The 25097-nt window shown below is 65.0% G+C and carries 22 protein-coding genes and 1 tRNA gene; 9 read left to right on the forward strand and 14 right to left on the reverse strand.

Annotated features, from left to right (window positions below):
• The first annotated feature begins 13 nt into the window (after positions 1 to 13).
• From infB to pnp, 5 genes are all read left to right on the forward strand, one after another.
• Positions 14 to 2788 carry a translation initiation factor IF-2 gene (infB, locus tag CCR82_RS10705; protein WP_201245783.1) on the forward strand — a complete coding sequence of 925 codons (2775 nt, stop codon included), beginning with the start codon at positions 14 to 16 and terminating at the stop codon, positions 2786 to 2788.
• A 121-nt stretch (positions 2789 to 2909) separates the two neighbouring features.
• A complete protein-coding gene (rbfA, locus tag CCR82_RS10710) occupies positions 2910 to 3362 on the forward strand; it encodes a 30S ribosome-binding factor RbfA (protein WP_201245784.1) in 453 nt (150 codons plus the stop codon).
• A 25-nt stretch (positions 3363 to 3387) separates the two neighbouring features.
• Positions 3388 to 4305: a tRNA pseudouridine(55) synthase TruB gene (gene truB, locus CCR82_RS10715; protein WP_201246047.1), complete on the forward strand. Its 918-nt coding sequence runs from the start codon at positions 3388 to 3390 to the stop codon at positions 4303 to 4305.
• A gap of 168 nt (positions 4306 to 4473) precedes the next feature.
• Positions 4474 to 4743 (forward strand): 30S ribosomal protein S15, encoded by a 270-nt coding sequence (gene rpsO / locus CCR82_RS10720; protein WP_201245785.1) that lies wholly within the window; start codon positions 4474 to 4476, stop codon positions 4741 to 4743.
• A 103-nt stretch (positions 4744 to 4846) separates the two neighbouring features.
• Complete coding sequence (pnp, locus tag CCR82_RS10725; protein WP_201245786.1) at positions 4847 to 6949, forward strand: polyribonucleotide nucleotidyltransferase; 2103 nt, start codon at positions 4847 to 4849, stop codon at positions 6947 to 6949.
• Between the two features lie 77 nt (positions 6950 to 7026).
• On the opposite strand, the gene CCR82_RS10730 is transcribed toward pnp, so the two are convergent.
• Entirely contained in the window at positions 7027 to 7416 is a 390-nt protein-coding gene (locus CCR82_RS10730) for a DUF3775 domain-containing protein (RefSeq protein WP_338073150.1), read from the reverse strand.
• 198 nt (positions 7417 to 7614) lie between these two features.
• Between CCR82_RS10730 and CCR82_RS10735 the strand changes: the two genes are divergently transcribed.
• From CCR82_RS10735 to CCR82_RS10745, 3 genes are all read left to right on the forward strand, one after another.
• On the forward strand, positions 7615 to 8628 hold the full coding sequence (locus CCR82_RS10735; RefSeq protein ID WP_201245788.1) for a YihY/virulence factor BrkB family protein: 1014 nt from the start codon (positions 7615 to 7617) through the stop codon (positions 8626 to 8628).
• The gene (locus tag CCR82_RS10740; protein ID WP_201245789.1) at positions 8625 to 9032 is read left to right on the forward strand and encodes a hypothetical protein; all 408 of its coding nucleotides are present in this window, start codon (positions 8625 to 8627) and stop codon (positions 9030 to 9032) included. Before CCR82_RS10735 ends, CCR82_RS10740 begins: the two co-directional genes overlap by 4 nt.
• A gap of 78 nt (positions 9033 to 9110) precedes the next feature.
• On the forward strand, positions 9111 to 9710 hold the full coding sequence (locus CCR82_RS10745) for a hypothetical protein (RefSeq protein WP_201245790.1): 600 nt from the start codon (positions 9111 to 9113) through the stop codon (positions 9708 to 9710).
• A 103-nt stretch (positions 9711 to 9813) separates the two neighbouring features.
• Here CCR82_RS10745 and CCR82_RS10750 read toward each other — a convergent pair whose 3' ends face one another.
• The 6 genes from CCR82_RS10750 to cmoA all read right to left on the reverse strand — a co-directional run bounded on the left by CCR82_RS10750 (position 9814) and on the right by cmoA (position 18244).
• Complete coding sequence (locus CCR82_RS10750) at positions 9814 to 10674, reverse strand: Uma2 family endonuclease (protein WP_242513405.1); 861 nt, start codon at positions 10672 to 10674, stop codon at positions 9814 to 9816.
• 73 nt (positions 10675 to 10747) lie between these two features.
• Positions 10748 to 11818 carry a hypothetical protein gene (locus CCR82_RS10755; protein ID WP_201245791.1) on the reverse strand — a complete coding sequence of 357 codons (1071 nt, stop codon included), beginning with the start codon at positions 11816 to 11818 and terminating at the stop codon, positions 10748 to 10750.
• A 64-nt stretch (positions 11819 to 11882) separates the two neighbouring features.
• Positions 11883 to 15041, reverse strand: a complete 3159-nt coding sequence (locus tag CCR82_RS10760) for an efflux RND transporter permease subunit (RefSeq protein ID WP_201245792.1) — start codon at positions 15039 to 15041, stop codon at positions 11883 to 11885.
• Positions 15038 to 16309, reverse strand: coding sequence for an efflux RND transporter periplasmic adaptor subunit (locus CCR82_RS10765; RefSeq protein WP_201245793.1), 1272 nt, complete (start codon positions 16307 to 16309; stop codon positions 15038 to 15040). The genes CCR82_RS10760 and CCR82_RS10765 overlap by 4 nt, the downstream gene beginning before the upstream one ends.
• A 172-nt stretch (positions 16310 to 16481) precedes the next feature.
• A complete protein-coding gene (gene cmoB, locus CCR82_RS10770; protein ID WP_242513406.1) occupies positions 16482 to 17534 on the reverse strand; it encodes a tRNA 5-methoxyuridine(34)/uridine 5-oxyacetic acid(34) synthase CmoB in 1053 nt (350 codons plus the stop codon).
• Positions 17501 to 18244, reverse strand: coding sequence for a carboxy-S-adenosyl-L-methionine synthase CmoA (cmoA, locus tag CCR82_RS10775; RefSeq protein WP_201245794.1), 744 nt, complete (start codon positions 18242 to 18244; stop codon positions 17501 to 17503). The genes cmoB and cmoA overlap by 34 nt, the downstream gene beginning before the upstream one ends.
• Positions 18245 to 18343: 99 nt before the next feature.
• On the opposite strand from cmoA, the gene ppk1 reads away from it, so the two are divergent.
• Entirely contained in the window at positions 18344 to 20581 is a 2238-nt protein-coding gene (gene ppk1 / locus CCR82_RS10780) for a polyphosphate kinase 1 (RefSeq protein ID WP_201245795.1), read from the forward strand.
• Positions 20582 to 20776: 195 nt separating this feature from the next.
• On the opposite strand, the gene CCR82_RS10785 is transcribed toward ppk1, so the two are convergent.
• The 7 genes from CCR82_RS10785 to rimM all read right to left on the reverse strand — a co-directional run bounded on the left by CCR82_RS10785 (position 20777) and on the right by rimM (position 25083).
• A tRNA-Gln gene (locus CCR82_RS10785) sits at positions 20777 to 20850 on the reverse strand.
• Positions 20851 to 20916: 66 nt separating this feature from the next.
• Complete coding sequence (gene rpsI / locus CCR82_RS10790) at positions 20917 to 21303, reverse strand: 30S ribosomal protein S9 (protein WP_201245796.1); 387 nt, start codon at positions 21301 to 21303, stop codon at positions 20917 to 20919.
• A gap of 35 nt (positions 21304 to 21338) precedes the next feature.
• Positions 21339 to 21767 (reverse strand): 50S ribosomal protein L13, encoded by a 429-nt coding sequence (gene rplM / locus CCR82_RS10795; protein WP_201245797.1) that lies wholly within the window; start codon positions 21765 to 21767, stop codon positions 21339 to 21341.
• A 95-nt stretch (positions 21768 to 21862) separates the two neighbouring features.
• Complete coding sequence (sbcB, locus tag CCR82_RS10800; protein ID WP_201245798.1) at positions 21863 to 23308, reverse strand: exodeoxyribonuclease I; 1446 nt, start codon at positions 23306 to 23308, stop codon at positions 21863 to 21865.
• 43 nt (positions 23309 to 23351) lie between these two features.
• Positions 23352 to 23696 carry a 50S ribosomal protein L19 gene (gene rplS, locus CCR82_RS10805; RefSeq protein ID WP_201245799.1) on the reverse strand — a complete coding sequence of 115 codons (345 nt, stop codon included), beginning with the start codon at positions 23694 to 23696 and terminating at the stop codon, positions 23352 to 23354.
• A 1-nt stretch (position 23697) separates the two neighbouring features.
• Positions 23698 to 24483, reverse strand: a complete 786-nt coding sequence (gene trmD, locus CCR82_RS10810; protein ID WP_201245800.1) for a tRNA (guanosine(37)-N1)-methyltransferase TrmD — start codon at positions 24481 to 24483, stop codon at positions 23698 to 23700.
• Between the two features lie 78 nt (positions 24484 to 24561).
• Entirely contained in the window at positions 24562 to 25083 is a 522-nt protein-coding gene (rimM, locus tag CCR82_RS10815) for a ribosome maturation factor RimM (RefSeq protein WP_201245801.1), read from the reverse strand.
• Positions 25084 to 25097: the final 14 nt, after the last annotated feature.

Below are 25097 nucleotides of genomic sequence, written 5' to 3' on the forward strand. Positions count from 1 at the left end.
ATCGGAGGTGCGAATGAGTACTGAAGTCACGGTCAAGCAACTCGCGACGACGGTCGGGATCCCTGTGGAGCGGCTGCTGACGCAGCTCCAGGAAGCGGGCATCTCGGCTCAGGCCGAGAATGCCACTATTACCGAGGGTGAAAAGATCCAGCTGCTGCAGCATCTGCGGCGCAGCCACGGTAAAAAAGACGAGCCGGCTGAACAGCCGGAGAGCGAGGCGACCAGCGTGCGACGTCGGCCGGCCACCAACGATAGCCGGGCCGCGCGTCCGTCGCGGCCAGCGCCAAACCGCGGTGCGGCACCTCAGCGTGGCTCGGCGGCTCGCACGGGCAAATCGGTCAATGTCGAGGTGCGTCGTAAACGCAGCTTCGGCAAGCGCAATACGGAGACGCCGCAGCCGGCGGCCACAGTGCGCACGACACAGCGTCCCGAACCCGAACGCACTGAGGCCAAGGGTGCCTCGCCGATCGATGAGCAGCGCCGGCGCGCCGAACTCGAAGCACGTCGTGCCGAGGAGGATGCCCGCCGGCTCGCCGAGCAGGAGGCGCTCGAGACCCGCCAGCGCGAAGAGGCACGGCGCAAGGCCGAGGCCGATGCGCGCGCCAAGGCCGAGGCTGAACAGCGCCGCAAGGCCGAGGAAGAGCAGGCGCGAGCGCGCGCGGAGGCACCGACGGCAAGGTATGAAGCCACGGAGCCAGACGAAGCGATGCCGGTTCCAGCCGCTGATGCGGGCGAGAGCGAGAGCGAGACCGAACAGCAGCGCGATGAACGGCGCAAGGCGGCGAAGAAACACGCCGAGCGCAGCGAGAAGGAACGCCTAGAGCGCGAGCGCGAGCGCGCCGAGAAAGATCGCAAGGCCGCCCGCAAGGAACCGACGCGGACCAAGAAGCATGATCCCACCACAGCGCTCGAGGAAGAGACCTCGGAAGAGGCCGTGATCACGCGCCCCTCGGTGCGTCGGCGCAAGAAGCCGGGCAAGCCGCAGCTGCAGGACAAGCACGGCTTCCAGCGGCCAACCGCACCGGTGGTGCGCGAGGTCGAGGTGCCGGAGACGATCTCGGTCGGCGATCTCGCCGCGCGCATGTCGGTCAAGGCCGGTCAGGTCATCAAGGAGCTGTTCAAGCAGGGCATGATGGTCACCATCAACCAGACGCTCGATCGCGATACCGCGATGCTGGTCGTCGAGGAGATGGGCCACAAGGCGGTCGAGGCCAAGGAAGAGGATGCCGAAGATGCGCTGATGGCCTTGCTGGAAGAAGAAGTCGGTCAGGCCGAGGCCCAGTCGCGCCCACCGGTGGTGACCATCATGGGCCATGTCGACCACGGCAAGACCTCGCTGCTGGACTACATCCGCCGCGCCAAGGTCGCTGCTGGCGAGGCCGGTGGCATCACTCAGCACATCGGCGCCTATCACGTCGAGACCGAGCGCGGCACCGTCTCATTTTTGGATACCCCGGGCCATGCCGCCTTCTCGGCCATGCGCGCGCGTGGTGCCAAGGCCACCGACATCGTGATCCTGGTGGTGGCCGCCGATGATGGGGTTATGCCACAAACCATCGAGGCAATCCAGCACTCGAAGGCGGCCGGGGTGCCGGTGGTGGTGGCCGTGAACAAGATGGACAGGCCCGATGCCAACCCGGATCGGGTGATGCAGGAGCTGACCCACCATGAGCTGGTGCCGGAGGAATGGGGCGGCGATACCATCCTGGTCAAGGTCTCGGCTAAGACCGGTGATGGCATCGACGATCTGCTCGACGCCGTGCTGCTGCAATCCGAGGTGCTGGAGCTGAAGGCGCCGGTCGAGGGGACGGCCCACGGCACCATCGTCGAATCGAGCCTGGAGAAGGGCCGCGGCACGGTTGCCACCGTGCTGGTGCAATCCGGCACGCTGCGGGTGGGCGATATGATCGTCAGCGGCGCCGAGCACGGCCGGGTGCGGGCGATGTTCGATGAGCTGGGGCGCTCGGTGAAGAGCGCCGGCCCCTCGATCCCGGTACAGGTGTTGGGTCTCTCGGGCTCGCCGAATGCCGGCGATGACGTGATTGCCGTCACCGACGAGAAACGGGCGCGCGAGGTCGCCGAGCTGCGCCGCGAGCGCGATCGGCAGACGCGCATGGATGAGCAACGCGGCGCGAATCTCGATCAGCTGTTCTCGCAGCTCAAGGAAGGCGACCTCAAGAGCGTCAACATCATCCTCAAGGCCGATGTGCAGGGCAGCGTCGAGGCGCTCAAGGAATCCCTGGTCAAGCTCAGCAACGATGAGGTCAAGGTCGCCGTGGTCGCCTCTGGTGTCGGCGGCATCACCGAGTCGGACGCCAACCTGGCGGTGACCTCCAACGCCATCGTCCTTGGCTTCAACGTCCGCGCCGATGCCGCGTCGCGGCGGGTGATCGAAGAGCAAGGGCTCGACCTGCGCTATTATTCGGTGATCTACGAGCTGATCGATGACGTCAAGAAGGCCATCTCCGGTCTGCTCAGCCCGATCGTCACCGAGGAGATTATCGGCTTGGCGCAGGTGCGCGACGTGTTCCGCTCGTCGAAGTTTGGCGCCATCGCTGGCTGCATGGTGATCGAGGGCGTGATCCGCCGCAACAGTCCGATTCGCGTGCTGCGCAATAACGTGGTCATCTACGAGGGCGCGCTGGAATCACTGCGCCGCTATAAGGAAGACGTCAGCGAGGTCAAGAACGGCACCGAATGCGGCATCGGCGTGAAGAACTACAACGATGTGCAGCCGGGCGACCAGATCGAGGTCTTCGAGCGCAAGGAGCGGGCGCGCGAACTATGACGAGCGTTCGCCAGCAAGACCGCGCATGCTCCAGCCGTGCAGTCTCCAGCCGAGAGTGCGCCAGCCGCGCGCACCCTCGGCGGGTACGCCCTGGCAGCCAAGCGCGCTCGGGGTCGGCCCGATGAGTCGCGCGCCCCAGCGCGGTTTCGATCGCGGCGAGCGCATTGGCGCGGCGATGCTGCGCGAATTGACGCAGCTGCTCAGGCGCGCCAAGGACCCCCGCCTGGGTGAGATCACCCTGCATGAGGTTCGCGTCAGCCGCGATCTGGCGCATGCGAAGGTGTATTTCACCTGCTTTCCGGCCGATGAGGCCGGCGCGGAGCAGCAACGGCTCTTGAATGGCACGCTCGCGGGCTTCCTGCGCCATGAGTTGTCGCGGACCGCGCGCCTGCGCACGGTGCCGCAGTTGCATTTCGTCCACGATGAGTCGGTCATGCGCGGCGAGCGCTTGTCCGCGCTGATCGATGAGGCGGTCGGCCAGGAGGCCGATCAGCCGCGGACCGATTCTCGGATCACCGGCGATGACGATCAGCGCGCGGATGAGGCAGCCGATGCCTCCGCGAACGAACGCTGAACGCACGCCCCGCACTTGGAACATCATGGGTAGACGACGCAGACGGGGCCGCGAGGTCAACGGCATCCTGTTATTGGACAAGCCTTTGGGGATCTCCTCCAATCACGCGCTACAGCGCATCAAGCGCCTGTTCGACGCGCAAAAAGCAGGCCACACCGGCAGCCTGGACCCGCTGGCGACCGGCTTGTTGCCGTTGTGTTTGGGCTATACCACCAAGTTTTCGGCCTTCCTGCTCGACGCCGATAAGCATTATCGGGTGCGGGTGCGGCTCGGCGAGACCACCGAGACTGCCGATGCCGAGGGCGAGGTCATCGCGACCGCTCCGGTCGACGACGTCACCGAGGCGCGGGTGCGCACGGTGATGGAGGGCTTCGTCGGCCTGATCGAACAGTTGCCGCCGATGTACTCGGCGGTCAAGCACGAGGGTCAGCGCCTCTATAAACTGGCGCGCGAAGGCAAGGAGGTCGAGCGCACGCCACGCGCGATCCATATCCACAGCCTGGAGCTGGTGGAGTTCGCGCTGCCGGAGATCGAGCTGGACGTGCATTGCTCCAAAGGCACCTATGTGCGCACCCTCGCCGAGGATATCGGCAAGCAGCTCGGTTGCGGCGGTCATGTCGCGGCACTGCGCCGTACCGGTGTCGGCCCCTATCTCGAGGGCGAGACCGCGTTCGTGACCCTGGCCGAGATCGAGGCCCAGGCCGAGGAGCAGGGTGCCGAGTCGCTCGATGCGCGGCTGCTGCCGCTGGAATCGACGCTCGGGCATTGCCCGGCCGTGCGCCTCTCGGCCAACAGCGCCTTCTACCTTGGCCAAGGCCAGCCGGTGCTGGTGCCGCAGGCGCCGACCGAGGGCCTGGTGCGGCTCTATGATGTCAGTGATCACTTCCTTGGTGTAGGTGAGATCCTTGACGACGGTCGCGTGCAACCAAAGCGCCTGATCTGAGGTCACCGATGCGAGGGGCCTGCCGGGGCCTCGGTTTCAAACCGGTGACGGAGTCCGTAGAATCGCGCCTCTCACAGATTCAACGCCTTGTCCCTGAAGTCATTGTTGGGGCCGGGGCACGTTCAACCGACGCCATCCAAGGCGTCGTTTTCCATCAGGAGTCAGACAATGACAATGACCGCAGAAGAGAAACGCCAGATCGTCGAGGAACATGCGCGCGGCGCCAACGACACCGGCTCGCCCGAGGTGCAGGTCGCGCTGCTGACCGCCCGCATCAAGCAGCTCACCGGCCACTTCACCGAGCACAAGCAGGACCATCACTCGCGCCGTGGCCTGGTGCGCATGGTCAGCTCGCGGCGCAAGCTGCTCGACTATCTGAAGCGCAAGGATCTGGATCGCTACCGCGCGTTGATCCAGAAGCTCGGCCTGCGTCGATAAACGCCTCTCGCTCGCTCATTCCCATGCCAGGTGCGGGCTAGCGGCTCAGGTCGCCAGCGCTCGCCCCGATCCCCGTTCGGGGACCATCCAGAGGACCGTCCTAGTGACCCCAATCCGCAAGACTTTTCAATACGGCGATCAGACGGTAACGCTCGAGACCGGCGAGATCGCGCGCCAGGCCGATGGTGCGGTCCTGGTCAACGTCGACGATACCGTGGTACTCGTCACCGTCGTGGTCGACAAGCGTGCAACGGAGATGAAGGATTTCCTGCCGCTGACCATCGACTACCAAGAGAAGACCTATGCCGCCGGACGTATCCCCGGCGGCTTTTTTCGTCGTGAGGGCCGCCCCAGCGAGGCCGAGATCCTGACCTCGCGGCTGATCGACCGCCCGGTGCGCCCGCTGTTCGCCAAGGGCTTCGGGCGCGAGGTGCAGGTGATCGCGACGGTGAAATCGCTGAACCCGGCGGTCAACCCCGAGGTGCCGGCCCTGATCGGCGCCTCGGCGGCGCTGTCGATCGCCGGTCTGCCGTTCAACGGCCCGATCGGTGCCGCGCGCGTCGGCTACAAGAACGGCGAGTACATCCTGAATCCAGTGGTCACCGGGCTGAATCCAGACAGCGATCTCGACCTCATCGTCGCCGGCACCGAGAGCGCCGTGCTGATGGTGGAGTCCGAGGCGCGCAGCCTCTCCGAAGAGGTCATGCTCGGCGCCGTGCTGTTCGGCCACGAGCAGATGCAGAGCGTGATCCAGACCATCAAGGAGCTGGCCGCCGAGGTCAACAAGCCGCCGCTCGACTGGGAGCCCGCGCAGACCGACGCCGAACTCAAGACGGCCGTGACCGAGGCCTGCGCCGATCAGATCGGCGAGGCCTATCGCATCAAGGACAAGATGGAGCGCCAGGCGGCGCTGACCGAGATCCGCAAGGCGGTGTTCGAGCAGTTTGCCGGCGAGGACTCGCCCTGGCCCCAGCCGCAGGTCTATGGCGTGGTCGAGAAGCTCGAAAAAGAGATCGTGCGCGGGCGCATCCTGGCCGGCGAGGCGCGCATCGATGGCCGCGATACCGCCACCGTGCGCCCGATCCACGTTCGCACCGGCGTGCTCCCGCGCACCCACGGCTCGGCGTTGTTCACCCGCGGCGAGACCCAGGCCATGGTCATCACCACGCTGGGCACCGAGCGCGACTCGCAGATCATCGACGCACTCGAGGGCGAGCGGCGCGAAGCCTTCATGCTGCACTACAACTTCCCGCCCTTCTGCGTCGGCGAGACCGGCCGCGTCGGCAGCCCGAAGCGCCGCGAGATCGGCCACGGTCGCCTGGCCAAGCGCGGCGTACTGGCCTCGATGCCGACCCCGGCTGAGTTCCCCTACTCGATTCGCGTCGTCTCCGAGATCACCGAGTCGAACGGCTCCAGCTCCATGGCCAGCGTCTGCGGCACCAGTCTGTCGCTGATGGACGCCGGCGTGCCGATCAAGTCACCGGTGGCCGGTGTGGCGATGGGCCTGATCAAGGACGGGGAGCAGTTCGCGGTGCTGACCGACATCATGGGCGACGAGGATCATCTCGGCGACATGGACTTCAAGGTCGCCGGTCCGGCCGAGGGCATCAATGCCCTGCAGATGGACATCAAGATCGATGGCATCACCCGCGAGATCATGGAGCAGGCCCTGGCGCAGGCGAAGGACGGCCGGCTGCACATCCTCGGCGAGATGAACAAGGTCATCGAGACCCATCGCGCCGAGATGTCGGAGCACGCGCCGCGCATCATCGAGTTCAAGATCCACCCGGAGAAGATCCGCGACGTGATCGGCAAGGGCGGGGCGACCATCCGTGCGCTGACCGAGGAGACCGGCGCCACCATCGATATCAACGACGATGGCGTGGTGAAGATCTTCTCGGTGCAGAAGAGCGCCGGCGAGGAGGCGAAGAAGCGCATCCGGCTGATCACCGCCGATGTCGAGGTCGGCAAGATCTACGAGGGCAAGGTCGCGCGCCTGATGGACTTCGGCGCCTTCGTCACCATCCTGCCAGGTCGCGATGGCTTGGTGCACATCAGCCAGATCAGCGACGAGCGCGTCGAGCGCGTGAGCGACAAGCTCAAGGAAGGTGATGTGATCCGCGTCAAGGTGCTCGAGGTCGACAAGCAGGGCCGTATCCGTCTGAGCATGAAGGCGGTGGCCGAGGATGAGGCGCCCGACGCCTGAACCGGCTGCCTGAGCCGGCTGCCTGCTCGCCGAGCCCGTCGGCGAGCGGCTTATCGCGGCGCTTGCGTGCGCTGCGATCAGTCCTCGCAGGAGAGCTCGAACGCGATCATCCCCTCCTCGAGATGATCCGAGACCATCGGATGGGCGAGCACATAGGCGGCGGCGCGGATGCTGAAGTCGCCCAAGGCCTCGTCCACCGCTTCCTCCCATTCCTCGGTGCTGTAGTCACCGCGCCCGACCCACATCAACGCCACCAGCTCCGAGCGTTGACGCTCCGACATCTCGGTGACGATGTTGCTGAATTCGGCGACGTTGTAGTCATCGCCGTGATGCGCCAAGACCTGCATCGCCCAATCATCGCTGGGGCTGGTCGGGACCTCCGGGAAAACCACCGATTCCTTGGCCTGGAACTCGCGTGCCAGGTCGATCAGTGAACAGAGTGTGTCCAACGGGATGTGCAGCCGCACCTTTGCCTCCTCGAGTCCCCTGGTTGCGGGACGGGTTTTTTCATCGTGCTTGCAGTGTACTACGCCGCGTTTGCTCGCCGGTCTGACGCGGAACAACCCGGCGCGCCATGATGCGGCAGCCATCTCGGCGGCGCGCCCCTGTACTGGACAGCCCCTTGGCAGCGAGGCACACTTTCCCTCTGCCCACGGAGCCAAACCATGTCATCGAACCCCGATCACCACCCGGGGCACGCCCCGGAACCGACTCGGAACGATACCGCCCACGCGGCCGCTGCGCCCTCAGCGCGCCTATCGAGAGGACTGGCGCGCGTGCGCGATGGCGCCCGCTTCTGGGCCGATGTGGTCAGCAAGACCGGTCAGGCCTGGCTGCAGAGCCAGGCCTTCATCTACGCCGCCGCGTTGGCCTTCTTCACCGTGTTCTCGATTGCGCCGGTCTTGATCATTGCAGTCACCGTCGCCGGCGTCGTGTTCGGTCCCAAGGCGGCCGAGGGTGCGCTGCTGGAGCAGCTCGAAGCGGTGGTCGGCCCGCAGGCTGCCGGGGTCATCGAGACCGCGCTGGCCAATTCACAGATCGCCGAGGCGGGCATCTGGCCGACCCTGCTCGGTCTGGCCGCGATCCTGCTCGGTGCCACCACCGTGTTTGCGCAGATGCAGGTCTCGTTCAACAGCATCTGGGGCGTGGCACCGAAACCCTCGAAAAACAGTCTCTGGCTGTGGGTACAGGCCCGGCTTCGCTCGCTGAGCGTGATCCTCGCCATCGGCGTGGTGCTGCTGCTGTCGTTGCTGGCCAGCGTTGCGCTGAATACCGTCATCACCTATGCCGACCAATGGTTGTTGGTGTCCGCGCCTTTCATTCGGGTGCTCAACGGGTTGCTCTCACTGGTCGTGATCACGCTGCTGTTCGCGGCCATGTTCAAGATCCTGCCCGATGTCCAGTTGCGCTGGAACGATGTGCTGCTCGGCGCCTTCCTGACCGCGCTGCTGTTCACGCTCGGGCGCTCGCTGATCGCCGCCTATCTGTCGCAGACCGCGACCGCCTCCACCTATGGCGCCGCCGGCTCCCTGGCGCTGCTGCTGCTGTGGGTGAACTACTCGGCCTTGATCATGCTGTTCGGAGCCGCCTTCACGCGCGCCTATCTCGAGGCGCGCGGCAAACCGATCCACCCGACGCCGCTGGCCGTGGCCGTGCGGCAGCGGTTGGTTGGTGAATGATGAATAACAACGCGCTCATATTGGCAGATGCGGCGATACGATCTTTGGCTGATGATGCCGATCTTTCCGATAGTCTATTGACTATTTTTGCTCGGATATTGAGCCACCAAGTGACCGTCAATACAGAAACCGAGGAGGTTGAATACGGCGCTGCGTTTGACAAGCTGCTATCCGTTTTTACCTTTGTCGCTATTCGCCAAGACGAGCGTCAGGGCTCGCCCTCCGACTTTGGAGGTGGTGGCGAGGATAATCCCAAGGGGCACGCCCTGCTGGCGTTCCAGAACCGGCGCATCGGGGTCATTGACGACGTCTTGACCGACACCCGCAGCCGCCATGAGATGCCGTTGCTGCGCGATGACGACCACCGCAGCGACGCCTTGACCCGGGAGCGCCGGACCGTCTAGGTCGCGGATCGGGCCTTTGTCAATGCGCCGTTCTGGGATGCGAAGAAACGGGCGCTGAAGGTCACGGTGATCACACGCATGAAGAAGAACCTGTGCGTGGATTCAACCGAAGGGTTGCCGATCGCCGAGCCTCCCTGCAATGCGGGGGTGCGCTCGGACTTGCGCATCCGCCTGGTCAGCTCGCAGGAGGACTGGCCTCTGATCCGCTATCGCACGCCCAGTGGCACGGAACTGGCTTTGCTGACCAACGAGTTCAGCCTCCTTCCGGGCGTGGTCGCCTTCCTGTATGGCCGGCGCTGGGAACAGGAGAAGACGCATGACACTTGGAAGAACGACTTCGCCGTGGCCAAGGCTTGGGGCCAATCATCGGTGGCCATCGCCAATCAGGCCGATCTGGCGATCATCACCACCCTGCTGGTGCATCGGATGCTCGCGCGCTGCCTGAACGGCGAGCCCGCTGGCGATGAGAAGGCGCTGCGCAAGCAGGATCGGCGACAGCAGGGCCTCGCCGATCGGGCGGTCAGCACCGAGCGCCCGGCCTGGAGTGCGCCGCTGTACCGCTACACGTCGAAACTCAGCCGTCAGGTGCTGCGCTTCTTTAAGCTCGCGTTTCTCAAACCCGCCTCGCCACAGCTCTATGAGACGCAGCTGCGGCCATTGTTGATGGCGTACCTGTGAGGGGGAGGCGGACACCGTTGCGAATACCAGGACCACGCGCGATCACGTCAATGCCGGCAATCTCACCAATAACCTCAAATTCGGTCATACCAATTTTTGTCTCTCAGCGCGTATCCAGAATGGCAGCAACCAGCGCGCGGTCGAGATCAAGCGCTTCAGCGATCTGCATCGGATCGAGACCCAGCGCGTGCAGCTTGGTAACAGCGGCGATGCGGGTGGCGTCGCGCTGCGCTTCGGCCTGTTTTCGGGCCTGTTCTTCCTGCTGCCACTGCGGATAGACGAAGGCCTGGTAGAGGGGGTCGTGGCGTAGCGCATCCAACGGCGTGCGCCCGAGCAGATCGCGAATGTCGAATTGGAAGCCGGGCAAGGCCCAGGAACGGACAATGCCGTCAGGACCAAGCAGCGACTGGAAGCGGCCGTCGCTGCCCCGCGACAGAAAGGTCAGTCGCTCGGGATTGTGATGAACGATGTAATACTCACGCACGCCAGCTTGCGCATAGTCGCGACGCTTCTCCACCTCATCGCGCTCTCGCGCGGCGCGGTTGCTGTCGGACAGGGCCTCGATACAGAGGTCGAAGACACCGCGATAGGAGCGGTCGAGATCGCCTAAGGGAACCGGATTGTCGTTGCGCACGACGGCAAGGTCCGGTTTGCGAATGACGACGCGATCGGAGAGCGCCAGGCGAAAGCCATGCTCAAGCGCCGTGCACCTGGCGATCGGATGCCACTTGAGGAACTCGTCGAGCAACGCACGGAGCCAGTTGTAGATCCAGTAGGTCAGATTGTCCGACACTGGCTTCTCCTCCAAGCGGCCGTTGTTCCATTCGTAGTGCACATCCGGAAATTCGTAGTAAAAGGCCCAGTATTCGGCCTCGGAGACCCGGCGCCCGTCGGCATTCATCAGCTCGTCCTCGTTAGGCCGGAGATCCTCAGTGATGGGTAAGGCCTTGGCGGCAGCAGGCATGTGGGCACCCCTTGGGTGTGGAGCGAACGGTTGACGACATTGCCCCATTAAGCCGTTGTCATCTTGGAGAACGCTAGAGCGAGGATGTGCTGAAGCCAAGACGCAGCAGCTGGCTATCGATACCGCGCGACCGCAAGCGACGCGAACGAATGATGGCCTCTGGGATACGGCTGAAGACAACCGCGACCAGCCAAGCCAGCAGTGAATATTCGATGACGACGAAAATCCGCGCGATGGTTTGCAGCATCGCCCCGGTAAAATTGATCTGCCAGCCAATCAGCGCATGGACGCCAACAGCCAGCAGCAGCGCGAGTACCAATGCGGCCATCGTGCGCCAGCGTGTCTCTCGGCCGAGCTGGGCCTTGGCACGACGCTCGGCGCGGCGCGCCAGCTGATAGGCCAAGAGCGCGATGACGATCGCGCTGATGACAGCCACTGCAGCGGCCAGCCACTGCCAGACCGCCTGCCCAAGCCATTCCCTGGCCAGCCAAGGCGGCAGCGCTTGATTGTCGGCCCAGGTGAAATCGATGCCGGTGCCAGGTGTCAGCGTGTAGGCACGATAGATCCCCGGGGTCGAGCCCTGCGGCAGATAAGGCAGATCCTCAACACTCGCAAAGAAGTCCTCCGCCCGGTCGACGGTATCGGTACTGAACAGCCAGGATTCCGCCCGTGGCCCTTCTTGCACCTGCTGGAGCAGGATCTCGGTATTAGGTATCCGCCATTGGGTCAGGGCCTGGCGCTCAACCTGCTCGGCATCCGGGATACTGCTGTAAGGCGGCAGTCCGACGCGATCGATGACCTCCTTCAGCAAGAGCGCGACCTCAACGCCGACACTATCCGCAAAGGCCCGGGGAACCTCGCTGAGATCCAAAGTCCGTACCGCACGACGCAGTGGCCGAATCGTCTCCCGGCCCGGCTGCTCGGGGTCCTTGCCGATCAGATAGACGCGGTCCAGGTTCAGGACCAGGCTTTCAATGGTGGCCCTTGGGCTTGAGGTGTCCGGCGGCCTGAGCGGATTGGCATCAGGGGCAATCGCTGTTGGCAGCCAGTGATCGGTGCCTTCAGCGAGGAGCGGTTGCCCCAGTAAGGCCGACAGCACAAGCAGCCCGCCGAGCAGCCCCCTGAGCGCGCATCGCAGTAGCAAGCAAATGAACCGAGCCAAGATCACCCCAAGCATCCTATCGTCCGCGCCAAATCAGCGCGACAGTCTATCCTGATTCTGACGACGCAGGCGGTGACGTCGGCAGGCTAGACGCACGCCCAAACCACCGCTGCAGCCGTCCATGCGCACTCTCATGCATCGACAATAGCGCTGGAATCACCAGCAGGATCAGCAGGGTTGCGAAACCGAGTCCGAAGGCGATGGACGTCGCCATCGGGATCAGGAATTGGGCCTGATACGAGGTCTCGAACAATAGGGGCATGAGTCCGGCGATGGTGGTCAGCGAGGTCAGCAGCACCGCGCGCAGGCGTTGGCTGGCGGCCTCGATCAGCGCCTGCTGGATCGACAGTCCCTCGCCGCGCAGCTGCTTGTAGAAGCTGACCAGGATGATCGAGTCGTTGACGACGATGCCGGAGAGACCAAACATCCCGAACAGCGACAAGATGGTCAGATCGATGCCCATGAACCAATGCCCAAACAAGGCGCCGGTGAGCCCGAACGGGATCACCGCCATCACCACCAGCGGCCAGCCGTAAGAGGAAAACACCCAGGCCAGGATCAGGTAGATCAGGACCAGCCCGAGCATCAACCCCTTGCGCATGTCCGAGAGGGTGTCGCGCTGATCGGCCGAGCGGCCCTCGAACGAAGAGTCGATGCCGTAATCGCGCTGCAGCTGCGCCAGGGTGCCGTCCTCGAGGCCGGCGATCACCTCGCCGACAGTGGTCACGGTAGCATCGACATCGGCCGTGACCTCGATCGCGAGCTTGCCCTCGGCATGGCGCAAGACCTCGAAACCACGCCGCGAGTCCCAGTCCGCGACCGCCGTCAGCGGCACCGAGTCGCCCGCCGGCGTGCGCACATTGAGCCGATACAGACTGGCCAGGGTGCCACGCTCGGCCGAGGGCAGCATGACCCGGACCTCGACCTCATCGGCGCCATCCTGAAGGATTTGCACCAGTTGGCCATCGAAGGCGGTACGCAGCTGGCGCCCGAGATCGGACACGGTCAGGCCCAGCGCCTCGCCCACCGGGGTGAGCCGATAGATCAACTGCTCGCGCCCATAGGCCATGTCGTCATCGACCTCGAGCACGCCGTCGATGCCGGCGATGGTCTCGGCCAGGGCCAGCGCGGCGGTCTTGAGCTGTTCCGCCGAGGCGCCGGTCAGCCGGATCGTCAGATCGCGGCCGGGCGGGCCGACCCGGCGGGCGGTGATGTTCAGCGACTCCAGCCCTGCCGGCATCTGGATACGCTCGCGCCAGGCACGGATCAGCGCATTGTTGCGCACGCGGCGCAGGTCGGGCTCGACCAGCTCGATCTGCAGCGAGCCGAGCTGATCGGCCGCAGCGCCACTGCCAGCGCCGCTCTTGGAGCCGTGAAAGGCGAGGACGACGTTGATCAGCGGGCCTTGGTCGAGGGCCTGCTCGGTCTCGGTCAGTGTCTCCTCCAGGTGCGCCAGGAACCGGTCGACCCGCGCGCGCGGCGTGCCAGCGGCGAAGGTCACATTGGCGTTGATGATCTGCGGCTCGGGCGTCGGGAAGAAGACGAAGCCGAGTCGCCCACCGGCGAGCAGGCCGACCGCGAGGGTCAGCATCGCAATGGCGCTGGCGACGGTCGCGAAGCGCTGGCGCACGGCGACGATCACCAACGGCCGGAAGGCACGGTCGCGCAGCCACTCGAAGCCCCGGTCGAGACGCGCGCGCAGCGAGTTCGGCTTGATCTTGTGCGTATGCACGAAGGCATTGCGCAGATGCCCCGGCAACACCAGGAAGCTTTCGACCAACGAGGCCAGGATCACGCAGATGATGACGATGGGGATAGCACCGAGGATGTTGCCGATGCGCCCACCGACCAGGATCAGCGGCAGAAAGGCGGCGACGGTGGTCAGCGATGAGGCGATGACCGGGGCCAGCATCCGCCGCGCGCCGCCCTCGGCCGCCAGTAACGGATCCTCGCCCATTTGGTAGTGCGCCATCGCGTCCTCGCCGACGACGATGGCGTCATCGACGATGATGCCGAGCGCCATGATCAGCGCGAACAGGCTGAGCATGTTGATGCTACCGCCGACCAGGTAGAGGATGAACAGCGTGGCGGCAAAGGAGACCGGAATCCCCCAGGCGACCCAGAAGGCGACCCGACCGGTGAGGAACAGGTAGAGGATCGCCACCACCAGCACCAGCCCGCCGAGGCCATTGGTGACCAGCAGCATGATGCGATCGCGCACCAACTCCCAGGAGGCATCGTAGACGCTGATCTCGATGCCGGGCGGCAGGGTCTGGCGCGCCTCCTCCAGCCATTGGCTGAAGGCGCGCGCCGCCTCCAGGGTGTCGCCGCGCTCACTGCGTTGCAGCACCATCTCGATCGCCGGCTGGCCATCGACCGTGAGCAGCACCGAGCGATCCTGCGGCACGCGCTCGATCTCGGCGACATCGCCGAGTTCGACGCGCAGCTGCTGGTCGGCGCGGATCGGGATCTGCTCGAAGCCCAAGGCCTCGCGGCGCTTATCGAGGCTGCGCAGCTCGCGCGAGCCTTCATCGCGGCCGATCGAACCGGCGGGCAGATCCAGGCTGAAATCACTGACGCGCTGGCCGACCTCGCGCAGGCCGACCCCAAGCTGCTCGAGTTGGTCGTGATCGACCTGGATGCGGATCTCCTCCTGCGGCAGGCCATTGATCTGCACCTGATCGAGACCGCGCTCGAGCAGCTCGGTCTCGAAGCGGCGCACGAGCTGGCGCATCTCGGCGCGATCCTGGAGCCCGGTGATCAGCAGCCGCGCGACCTGCTCATAGCGCGTCGTCAGTGCGACTTCCGGCTTCTCGGCATCCTGGGGAAAGTTGCGGAATGCATCCACCGATCGGCGGACTTCGTCCAGGGCCAACAGGGGATCGATCCCTTCGTCGAATTCGAGCGTGATCGAGGAGATGCCCTGGCTTGAGGTCGAGGTCATCTTGTCGAGCCCGTCGACGGTGCGCAAGCGCTGCTCGAGCGGGTCGGTGATGCCGTCTTCGATATCCTCGGCGCTAGCGCCGGACCAAACCACGCGCACCGAGACGATATCCAGCTCGAAGGTCGGGAAGAACTGCACATTGAGCCGATCGAGCGCGAAGGCGCCGGTCAGCAGCATGATGACCATCAGCAGGTTGGCGGCAACCTTGTGATGGGCGAACAGACCGATGATGTCGGTGCGATGCTGCTCGAGCCTGCTCATCGCCCCGTCTCTCCAGCGGCATCATCAGCAGCCTCAGCGCCGATGATCTCGACCCGGAGCCCCTCGACCGCATTCGGCATGTGGGTGGTCACCAGCGCATCCCCGGGTTCGAGTTCATCGGAACGCACCAATAGCCGCTCCTCGCCACGCGCGCCGAGTCGGGTGCCCAGGGGCTCGACATCGATCCCATGCATGCGCCCATCCTCGACCACATAAAGGCGGTTACTGCCATAGACGGCGCGGAACGGCACCTCGATCAGCGCCTCGCGCAGCGGTCGCTCGAGCGTCACGCTCAACAGCTGCCCGAAGCGCACCAGGCCCGGCTCACCCTCGACCTCGAACAGGGCGTCGACACCGCTTGGATCGGCTTCCCCCGCCAATCGGTCGAAGCGCAATGTCAGGGATTCGCCGCCGATCATCGCCCTCGCCCTCAGTGCGATTCCCTGAGTGGCCGCCGCGATCAGCTCGTCCTGATAGGGCGCTGGAATCCGCGCCCGAACCTCCAGGCGCTCGGTGGCATAGAGGCGCACCAGCACCTCGCCCTTGCTGACCTGATCGCCCTCGGTCACCTCGACGCCGGTGACGATCCCCTCATAGGGCGCGCGGATGGTCGCGCGCTCGAGTTCGAGTTGCAGCTCCGCCCGTCTCGCCTCGGTGCTGGCGAGCCGCGCCTCGAGCCCACGCAGTCGGCTCGGATGATCGGCGATCGCCATTTCACGGTTGCTGACCACCAGTTGCTGCTGGGCCTCGCTGCGCTTGGCATCATCCAGCGCCTGTTCGGCGCCGACCTGCTGCGTCTTCAAACGCTGCTGACGCGCCACCGCGTCCCGCGCCAGTTGTAGCAGGCGCCGCTCTTGTTCGAGCGCGCGGCGATCGGTCTCGGCGCGGTTCTTCTCGCTGGCGATCTGCGCCTCGAGATCGGCGATCTCGGCCTCGACCTGCGCGATACGGGGACGAAAATCACGCTCGTCGAGGCGCAGTAACACCTCGCCTTCGGCCACGACATCCCCATCCTGGACCCGTACCTCGGCCACCCAGGCCGCTGCCGAGGCGGCCGCGCGCAGCAGATCCGGGGTCTCGACCCGACCATAGAGTTCGAGCTGGGGTGAGGCAGTGATGCGCTCGACCGGTTCGACCTCGACCCGCCAGATACGCTCTTGCACCGTCGGCGAGGCCTGCTCGGACTTGGTCGATTTCAGGATTTGGAAGGCACCGACACCCATGGCGAGGATGAGGACGGGCAGCAACACTTTGAAAAGACGTCTCACGCGGGATTCTCAAGACAGACGAACGAGGTGGGGATTGGCGTAGTGTCGTGGCGCGCCGGGTCAATGGCAACGACGAAGCGCAGCACATGGGCGCCGAAGGGGGCGGACACAATGAGCGAGTTGGGATTGGACAGCGCGCTTGTGGAGGAATTCGCGGCGGTTGGAGCAGTGTTCAGTACCCGCGCTCGGCGAGCAGCAGCGCGCGCACGGGGGCTGGATGGCCCTCGATGGTGAGACTCGGATCGTTCGGATCGAGACAATCGGCCAGGGACTGAAAGCGCATCCAGGGCGTCGCGCGTTGCTCTTCAGTGGTCGTGCGGGACAGGTCGACCAACCGAATCTCGCGGTAACCCGCCGCCGCGATCCAGTCGACCAGGGTCGCGACGCTTGGGATTGCGTGGACGTTGCGCATCCGGGCATAGCGCCCGGCCGGGATCAGGGTCTCGTGATGTGATCGCTCGGGGCGATCGATCACGAGCGTCTCGAGGACCAGCTCGCCACCCGGGCGAAGACAGTCGCGCAAGCGGGCCAGGTGTTGAGCTGGATCGCGTCGGTGATAGAGCACGCCCATCGAGAACAGGGTATCGAACCCGCCTGCGGCCGCGTCGCAAAGGCTTGGCAGATCATCATCGGCGAGCGGCAGCACGGCGAGGCGTTCAGCGCCGATGAGTTGGTTGAGGGCGAGGAACTGCAGCACGAAGCGCGCCGTGGGGTCGATACCGAGCACCCGCTCGGCGCCGGCACCGAGCGCGCGAAAGCCGTAGTAGCCATTGCCACAGCCGACATCGAGCACCCGGCGCCCGGTCAAGGGCGCGATGGCCTCGGCCAGACGCGCCCATTTCCAGTCCGAGCGCCACTCGGCATCGACTTCGACCCCATGCAGACAGAACGGCCCCTTGCGCCAGGGGTGCAAGGCGTCCAGCGCCTGGCGTAGCTGGGTCTTCACCGCCGCCGGCAGCGGTCGTTCGCTCGTCACCCCGACGCAGGGCTGATCCAGGATCACACGCTCCGCCGGCAGCGTCGGCAGCCGTTGCAGGGCCTCCACCCAGTCGAGCAGATCGCCATGCCGGGCCGGCTGCAGCCGTTCGCCGGTGAGCTGCGCCAAGGGCGCGCTCCAGGCGGCGAGCGGTGTCGCGCGCAAGGCCTCGAAGAAGGGCGCGAAGCGCTGTGTGAGGGCCTGTTCGGAAGCCATCAGCGCGCCACCCAGCCAACGAAGTTCAGACATTGGAAGAAGGGCTCGATGCGCGTGAAACCGGCCTCCTGCAATCGATCCTGATGCGTTTGCATGCTGTCTGGGATCAGCACCTGCTCCAAGGCCGCGCGCTTGCGAGCGATCTCGAGCTGGCTGTAGCCCTGCGCGGCCTTGAAGTCGGCATGCACCTGGGTCAAGAGTGCGTCGTCATCGCCCAAGGCGACCTTCTCGGCCAGGATCAGCGCCCCACCCGGTCGCAGCCCAGCGCGGATGCGCTGCAGCAACGGCAAGCGTTGCTCGGGCGCGAGGAATTGCAGGGTCAGGTTCAGCACCACGAGACTGGCATCGGCGATGGCGACATCGGCCAGATCGGCACAGATCGGCTGCAGCCGACCGCGCTGGATCGGCTCATCGAGCCGCAGCCGCAGCTCATCGAGCATCGCTGGCGCCCGATCGACGGCATAGAGGCGGATGGCGGCGTCCCCGTCATCCAGGCTCGGCGGCAGCCGGGCCAGGATGCTGGCGCTGCTGGCGCCGAGCGAGCAGCCAAGATCATAGACGCGCGTGCCTGGCTGCACCAGGCGGGCACCGAGCAGGCCGATCAGGCGCACCAATTCGGCCAAGCCGGGCACCGAGCGGGCGAGCATGTCGGCGAAGACCCGCGCCACGCGCTCGTCGAAGATGAAATCACCGCGCGGCGCATCGGCGCGCGCGTAAAGGGTGTCAACGCATGAAGGTGGCATTACAACAGATCGCATCAGACCAGATTGGAGACCATCGCCGTCGCGCCCTGTTAGGATACTCGACCCTGTCGATCGACTTGCCCCCATCGGGAGCCATTCATGAACGATGCCAGCGCGCAACCCATGGTCGAGGACGATGAGGCCGATATCACCTCGGTCGACACCGATGCGCCGCTTGTCAACCCGGAGCCTGACCTGGACGATCCCGCACTGTACCTCAACCGCGAGCTGACCTGGCTCGCTTTCAATCGCCGTGTGCTGCACGAGGCGGATGATCCTCGCACACCGCTGCTCGAACGGGTGAAATTCCTCGCCATCGTCAGCAACAACCTCGATGAATTCTTCATGAAACGCATCGGCGGTCTCAAGCAGCAGATCGCCGCCGGGGTTCACAGCCAGACCGTCGATGGGCGCACACCGCGCCAGCAGCTCGATGAGTGTCGCGATGAGATCGCCGAGATCCAAGCCGAGCAAGCGCGTATCTACCGCGAGGTCATGCGCGCGCTCGAGGCGCAAGACATCCATCTGGTCGAGGTCCACGCGCTCTCGGCCGAGGTGCGCAAGCGCCTGCGCGAGCATTTCCGCACCGACATCTTCCCGATGATCACGCCGTTGGCGATGGACCCGGCGCACCCCTTCCCGTTCATCTCCAACCTGGCGCTGAATCTGCTGGTGCGACTGCGCTTCCCTGGCGGCAGCGACACCTACATGGCACGCGTGAAGGTGCCGGTGAGCAAGGATGTCTCCAAGCGCCTGATCCAGGTCGATGGGCTCAACACCTTCGTCACCCTCGATGATCTCATCGTCCACAACCTCGACATGCTCTTCCCGGGCATGGAAATCGTCAGTTGCGAGCTGTTCCGGGTCACGCGCAACGCCATCGTCGAGCCCGAGGAGGAGGCCGCCTCGGACTTGCTCGAGATGATCGAGACCGAGCTGCGCGAGCGCCACTTTGCGCCCATCGTCCGCCTCGAGGTGCAGACCGGGATGGACCCGGTGCATCGCGGCATGCTCGCCGCCGAGCTGGGCCTGAACGAGGCCGATGATGTCTATGAAGTCGGCGGGCTGATGGGCCGGCGCGACCTGTTCGAGTTGGCGAGTCTGGACATCCCGGAGCTGCGCGACAAGCCGCATCGTGCCGGCGACCATCCGGTGCTCGGCAATGATCGGCGCAATATCTTCCATATCATCCGCGAGAACGGCCCGCTGCTGCTGCAGCACCCCTATGAGTCGTTCTCGACCACGGTCGAGCGTTTCCTGACCACCGCCGCCAAGGACCCCAAGGTGCTGGCGATCAAGATGACCCTGTACCGGACCTCGGGTGGGGCCATCCTCGATGCGCTGATCAAGGCCGCGCGCAACGGCAAGCAGGTCGCGGTGATGGTGGAGCTGAAGGCGCGCTTCGACGAGGCTGCCAACATCGGCTGGGCGCGGCGTCTGGAAGCCGAGGGCATCCATGTCACCTACGGCGTGGTCGGTCTCAAGACCCACTGCAAGCTGATCTTCGTGGTGCGGCGCGACTACTCGCAGCTACGCCGTTACTACCACATCGGCACCGGCAACTATCACGGCGGCACCGCCAAGCTCTACACCGATCTCGGCATGCTCGGCTGCGACGAGGACATCGGCCAGGATCTGACCGAGCTATTCAATTATCTCACCGGCTATTCGCCGCCGCCGAGCTATCGCAAGATCCTCGCCGCGCCCTACACCCTCAAGCGCGGCATCCTCGAGAAGATCGAGCGCGAGATCGCCGTGCATGAGCGCTCGGTCGAGGAAGGCGGCGGCGGTCTCATCCAGATGAAGATGAACGCGCTCGAGGATGCGGACATCGCCCGCGCGCTCTACAAGGCGAGCCGCGCCGGTGTGAAGGTCGATCTGATCGTGCGCGACACCTGCCGCTTCCGCCCGGGCGTGCCGGGGTTGAGCGAGAATGCACGCGTGGTCAGCATCGTCGGGCGCTTTCTCGAGCATGGCCGCATCCTCTATTTCCGCAACGGCGGTGACGAGGAATACTTGATCGGCTCGGCCGATATGATGCGGCGCAATCTCGAGAGCCGGGTCGAGGTCCAAACCCCGGTCGAGAACCAAGAGCTACGCCAGGAGCTGCGGTTGATCCTTGATGTCCAGTTGGCCGATCAACGTTCGGCCTGGGAGATGCAACCGGACGGCAGCTATAAGCAACGCCAGCCTGACGACGAGCACGCCAAGGGCGCGCAGGAGACGCTGATGGGCGTGGCCGAAAAACGCCTTTCGGCCGCAGCCAAGCACAAGGAGAAGAACCTGCGCTCACGGCTGCTCAGTCATTTCGAGCATCGGTTGGCGAGCACTTCCTAAGAGCGCTTGCAACGCTCTTAAAGCGGTTTCCAACCACACCGCGAGCAGGTCAGTACCGGCAAGTGATGGCAGTGCTCGGGTGTCTGTGATGAACTCTGAATGTCTGCTCAAGTTCAGGGGTTGACGTCGGTTGGTCTGGACTGCAAAGGCGGGATCGCCGGGCACAAAAAAGCCCGCAACACGGCGGGCCTGAAATGGCTGGGGGACTAGGATTCGAACCTAGGTTGACGGAGTCAGAGTCCGTAGTCCTGCCGCTAGACGATCCCCCAAAAGCGGTAGGGTGAGCTGCTGTACGTATCAGGCCAGTCTCACCGCCGACAATGCTAACGTATCGATTAACGTTTTGAGAACTGCGGCCGCTTCCGCGCCTTGTGCAAGCCGATCTTCTTACGCTCGACTTCACGCGCATCACGGGTCAGGAAGCCAGCGCGGCGCAGGGGCGAACGCAGGCGCTCGTCATGGCCGACTAGGGCGCGGGCGATGCCGTGGCGGATGGCGCCCGCCTGACCGCTCGAGCCACCGCCAACCACGGTCGCCTTGACGTCAACGCGGTCGACCAAATCAACGGCTTCGAGGGCTTGGCGAACCAGCATGCGCGCGGTCTCGCGACCAAAATATTCATCGAGCGAGCGCCCGTTGACGTTGATCTGCCCGGAGCCCGTGCTCAGGAACACGCGCGCCGAGGAGCTTTTGCGACGCCCTGTGGCGTACTGTTTTTCCATGGTTCAGGTTTCCGAGAAGAATGCAGTGGTATCGACTAGATCTCGAGCGGTTGCGGTTGCTGTGCCGCGTGGCGATGCTCGGGTCCAGCAAAGACTTTGAGTTTCTTGAGAATCGCGCGGCCGAGCGGGTTGCGCGGCAGCATGCCCTTGACCGCAAATTGGATGACGCGCTCCGGGTGCTTATCGAGCATCTGCGCGAGGCTGGCCGAACGCAGGTTGCCGATGTAACCAGTGTGACGGTAGTACATCTTGTCGGTCATCTTGTTGCCGGTCACCCTCACCTTATCGGCATTGACGATGACCAGGAAGTCACCGGTATCGACATGCGGCGTGTAGGTGGGCTTATGCTTTCCGCGCAGCCGGCGTGCACACTCGCTCGCGAGCCGACCCAGCGTCTTGCCTTCAGCATCGATCAGGTACCAAGCCCGCCGAACGTCAGCCGGCTTTGCGCTTTGGGTTGTCATGGCGTCGCTCCCAGCGAGTCATCAGTAAAAAGATAGACCGCCTAATATAAACAATCCTGGCGACCCTCGCAACCATCTCGCGCAGCGAGATGGCCTCACAGTTCTTCGGCCGACATCACCTGCTCGCCCCAGCGCTCGAGTCGCTCGAGGATCGCCAGCGCGCGCGGATCGGCGCCGTGCTCGGCGCGCAAGCGCGCGAGCCTGTCTTCATAGGCGTCGATGGTCAGCGCGGCCCCGGCGTCTGGATCGGTCAGGCGCTCGAAGCGCCAGGCATCCCAGGCCTCGCGCTCGTCCTCGCTCAGCGTCTCCGGCCAACTGCGCGCGCGCATGCGAAACAGCAGGGTCGGCAGGCGCGCGTCCTCGAAGGGCGGCCGAGCCTCGGCCAGCGCGGACGGTGAGAGCGCATTGAGCTGCTCCATCAGGCGCCGATCGTGCTCCGAGAAGAACCCACCGCTGTAGAGCATCCGTTCCGGGTCGTTCGGCGTCTCGAACGGCGCCCGCGCGGCGAACGCAGCACTCAGGCGCTCGGCGATCTCGGTGCGATGCCGCAGCGCGCGGCGCGCATGCTCAGCGACCTGATTAGGATCGATCCGCCAGCGCTCGGCAGCGTCCGGGTTCAGGGTCTTCATCGGCGCCAACATCGGGGCGGCATTGATCTTGATGCCTTTCACCGGCACGCGCTCGACCCCGGCGGGCAGCGCCTCACGCCGGGTGAAAATCCGCCGTTGCAGATCATCCGGCGAGTACTCCAGCACCTGGGTCGGATCCTGGCGCAGATCGAAACACAGCCGCGTGTTCTTCTGGCTCGGATGCGCCGCCATGCTGAGGATCGGCGCTATGCAGCCCTGAGCCGCCGCATAGCGCTGCGAGCAGTGCAGCAAGGGCTCGCCAGCGGAAAGCATCTCGTCGACACGCTGTTTGTCGCGCAGCCCCAGCGCGTAGTCGAACAAGCGCGGCTGCGCCGCCTTCAGCCGTCGCGCCAGGCCCAGGGTCGCGCGCACGTCGGCGAGGGCATCATGGGCACCATCGTGGGCGATCGCATTCGCTGCGGTCAGCTCCTCGAGCTTGAACGAGGTCACACCGGGTTCGCGCTCGGGCCAGTGGATGCCCTCAGGGCGCAACGCATGCGCGAGCCGGAGCACATCGATCAGATCCCAGCGCGAGTTGCCGTTCTGCCAGCTATGCGCATAGGGGTCGATCAGGTGGCGGTAGAAGAGCCAGTTGTTGACACGATCGTCGAACCTCAGGCTGTTGTAGCCGACCGAACAGGTGCCGGGCACTATCAGCTCGCGCTGGATCGCCCGCGCGAATTCGGCCTCTGGCAGGCCACGCTCGAGCGCTTGCTCGGGCGTGATGCCGTTGACCAAGCAGGCCTCGGGCTGCGGCAGGAGATCGGTCGCTGGGCGCGCATAGCACACCAGTGGCGCGCCGATCTCGTTGAGATCGGCATCGGTGCGCAAGCCGGCGAACTGGCAGGGTCGATCACGCGACGGGTCGTTGCCCCAGGTCTCGTAGTCGTACCAGTAGAAGCTCGCCGCCATGGCTCAATTCAGCCGGGGCCCAACAGCAACGCCACGGCCTCGTTCAGACCTTCTCTTTGATACGCGCGGCCTTGCCGGTGAGCCCACGCAGGTAGTAGAGCTTCGCGCGCCGCACATCGCCACGCCGCTTGACCTTGATCTCCGCGATCGCCGGGCTGTGGGTCTGGAACACACGCTCCACGCCTTCGCCATGAGAGATCTTGCGCACTGTGAAGGCGGAATTGAGGCCGCGGTTGCGCTTGGCGATGCAGATACCCTCAAACGCCTGCAGACGTTCACGCTCGCCCTCCTTAACGCGGACCTGCACCACTAGGGTATCGCCGGGTGCGAACGCAGCCACCGCTGGACGCATCTGTTCTTGTTCGATTTGCTGGATGATATTGCTCATGTCATTGCTCACTCTGTTCCGCTCCGACGCTCGGCCGCGACCGTGACGCCTCCCGAAGATAGTCGTCGAGCAGCTGCTGCTCGACGTCGCTCATGCCTCGTTCTTGCAGCAGCTCTGGACGCCGCTGCCAGGTTCGCCCCAGCGCCTGCTGCAAGCGCCAGCGCTCAATCGCCCGATGATCCCCGCTCAGCAGCACCTGAGGCACGCGCTGATCGGCGATCGTCTCCGGCCGGGTGTAATGGGGGCAGTCCAATAACCCGTTGGCATGTGAGTCCTGGCGCGCCGAGTCGGCATGGCCGAGCGCGCCTGGCAACAGCCGAATAACCGCATCCATCACCACCATGGCCGCGAGTTCGCCACCGCTGAGCACATAGTCGCCGATGGACCATTCCTCGTCGACGCAGTCCTCGATCAGGCGCTCGTCGACGCCTTCATAGCGCCCCGCAATCAACACCCAGCCGGGCGCGGCACTGATGCGCGCGATCTTAGCCTGATGGATCCGCTCACCCTGCGGCGACAGGTAGGCGACACGACTGCGCACCCCAGCGGCGGCGGCCTCGGCCCGGGCGGCCTCGATCGCGGCGCGCAAGGGCGCGTAGCGCATCACCATGCCAGGGCCGCCGCCGTAGGGGCGATCATCGACGCTGCGATGCACATCGGTGGTGTCATCGCGCGGGTTGCGCAGGTGGATCTCGGCGATCCGCCGCTGCAAGGCCCGCGCCACCACGCCCTCTTCGGTCAGCGCCGTGAACTGCGCCGGAAATAGGGTGATGACATCGAAACGCATTGTTCACACCTAGGCTTCACCGCGGGGTTTCCGCCCGGGAACGCCGCCTGAGCCTGCCCGGGAAAATCCCGCCCGGCGCTAGAACGCCGGATCCCAGTCCACCAGCAGCCGACTCGCCTTGAAATCAACCTCGAGCACGCATTGCCCCCAGACGAAGGGCAGTAAACGCTCGCGTTCTCCGCGCACCACCAAGACATCATTGGCACCGGTCTCGATCAGGTGACTGACCTGCCCGAGTGCGACGCCCTCGCTGGTCTCGACCCGCAGCCCCTGCAGGTCGATCCAGTAGAATTCATCCGCCGATGGCGGCGGCAGTTGATCGCGTTGAATCGCAATCGTCTTACCGCTGAGGGCCCGCGCCTGATCGCGATCCTCATAGCCCTGTAGCTGCGCCACTAGGCCTTTACCATGCCGTCGCCAAGCGAGAACGCGGTGCGCATCGCCATCGATCAGCCAGGGCATGTAATGGAAGATGTTCTCGAGCGGGCTGGTCTCCGAAAAGACCTTCAGCCAGCCGCGCACGCCATGGACCCCGAGAATACGACCGAGGACAACAGTCTTCGGTATCAGGCCGTCCGAAGCATCAGCGCCATCGCTCATGGGCCATTCGCAAT

Source organism: Halochromatium salexigens, from assembly GCF_016653295.1.
GTDB classification, from domain to species: Bacteria; Pseudomonadota; Gammaproteobacteria; order Chromatiales; family Chromatiaceae; genus Lamprobacter; species Lamprobacter salexigens.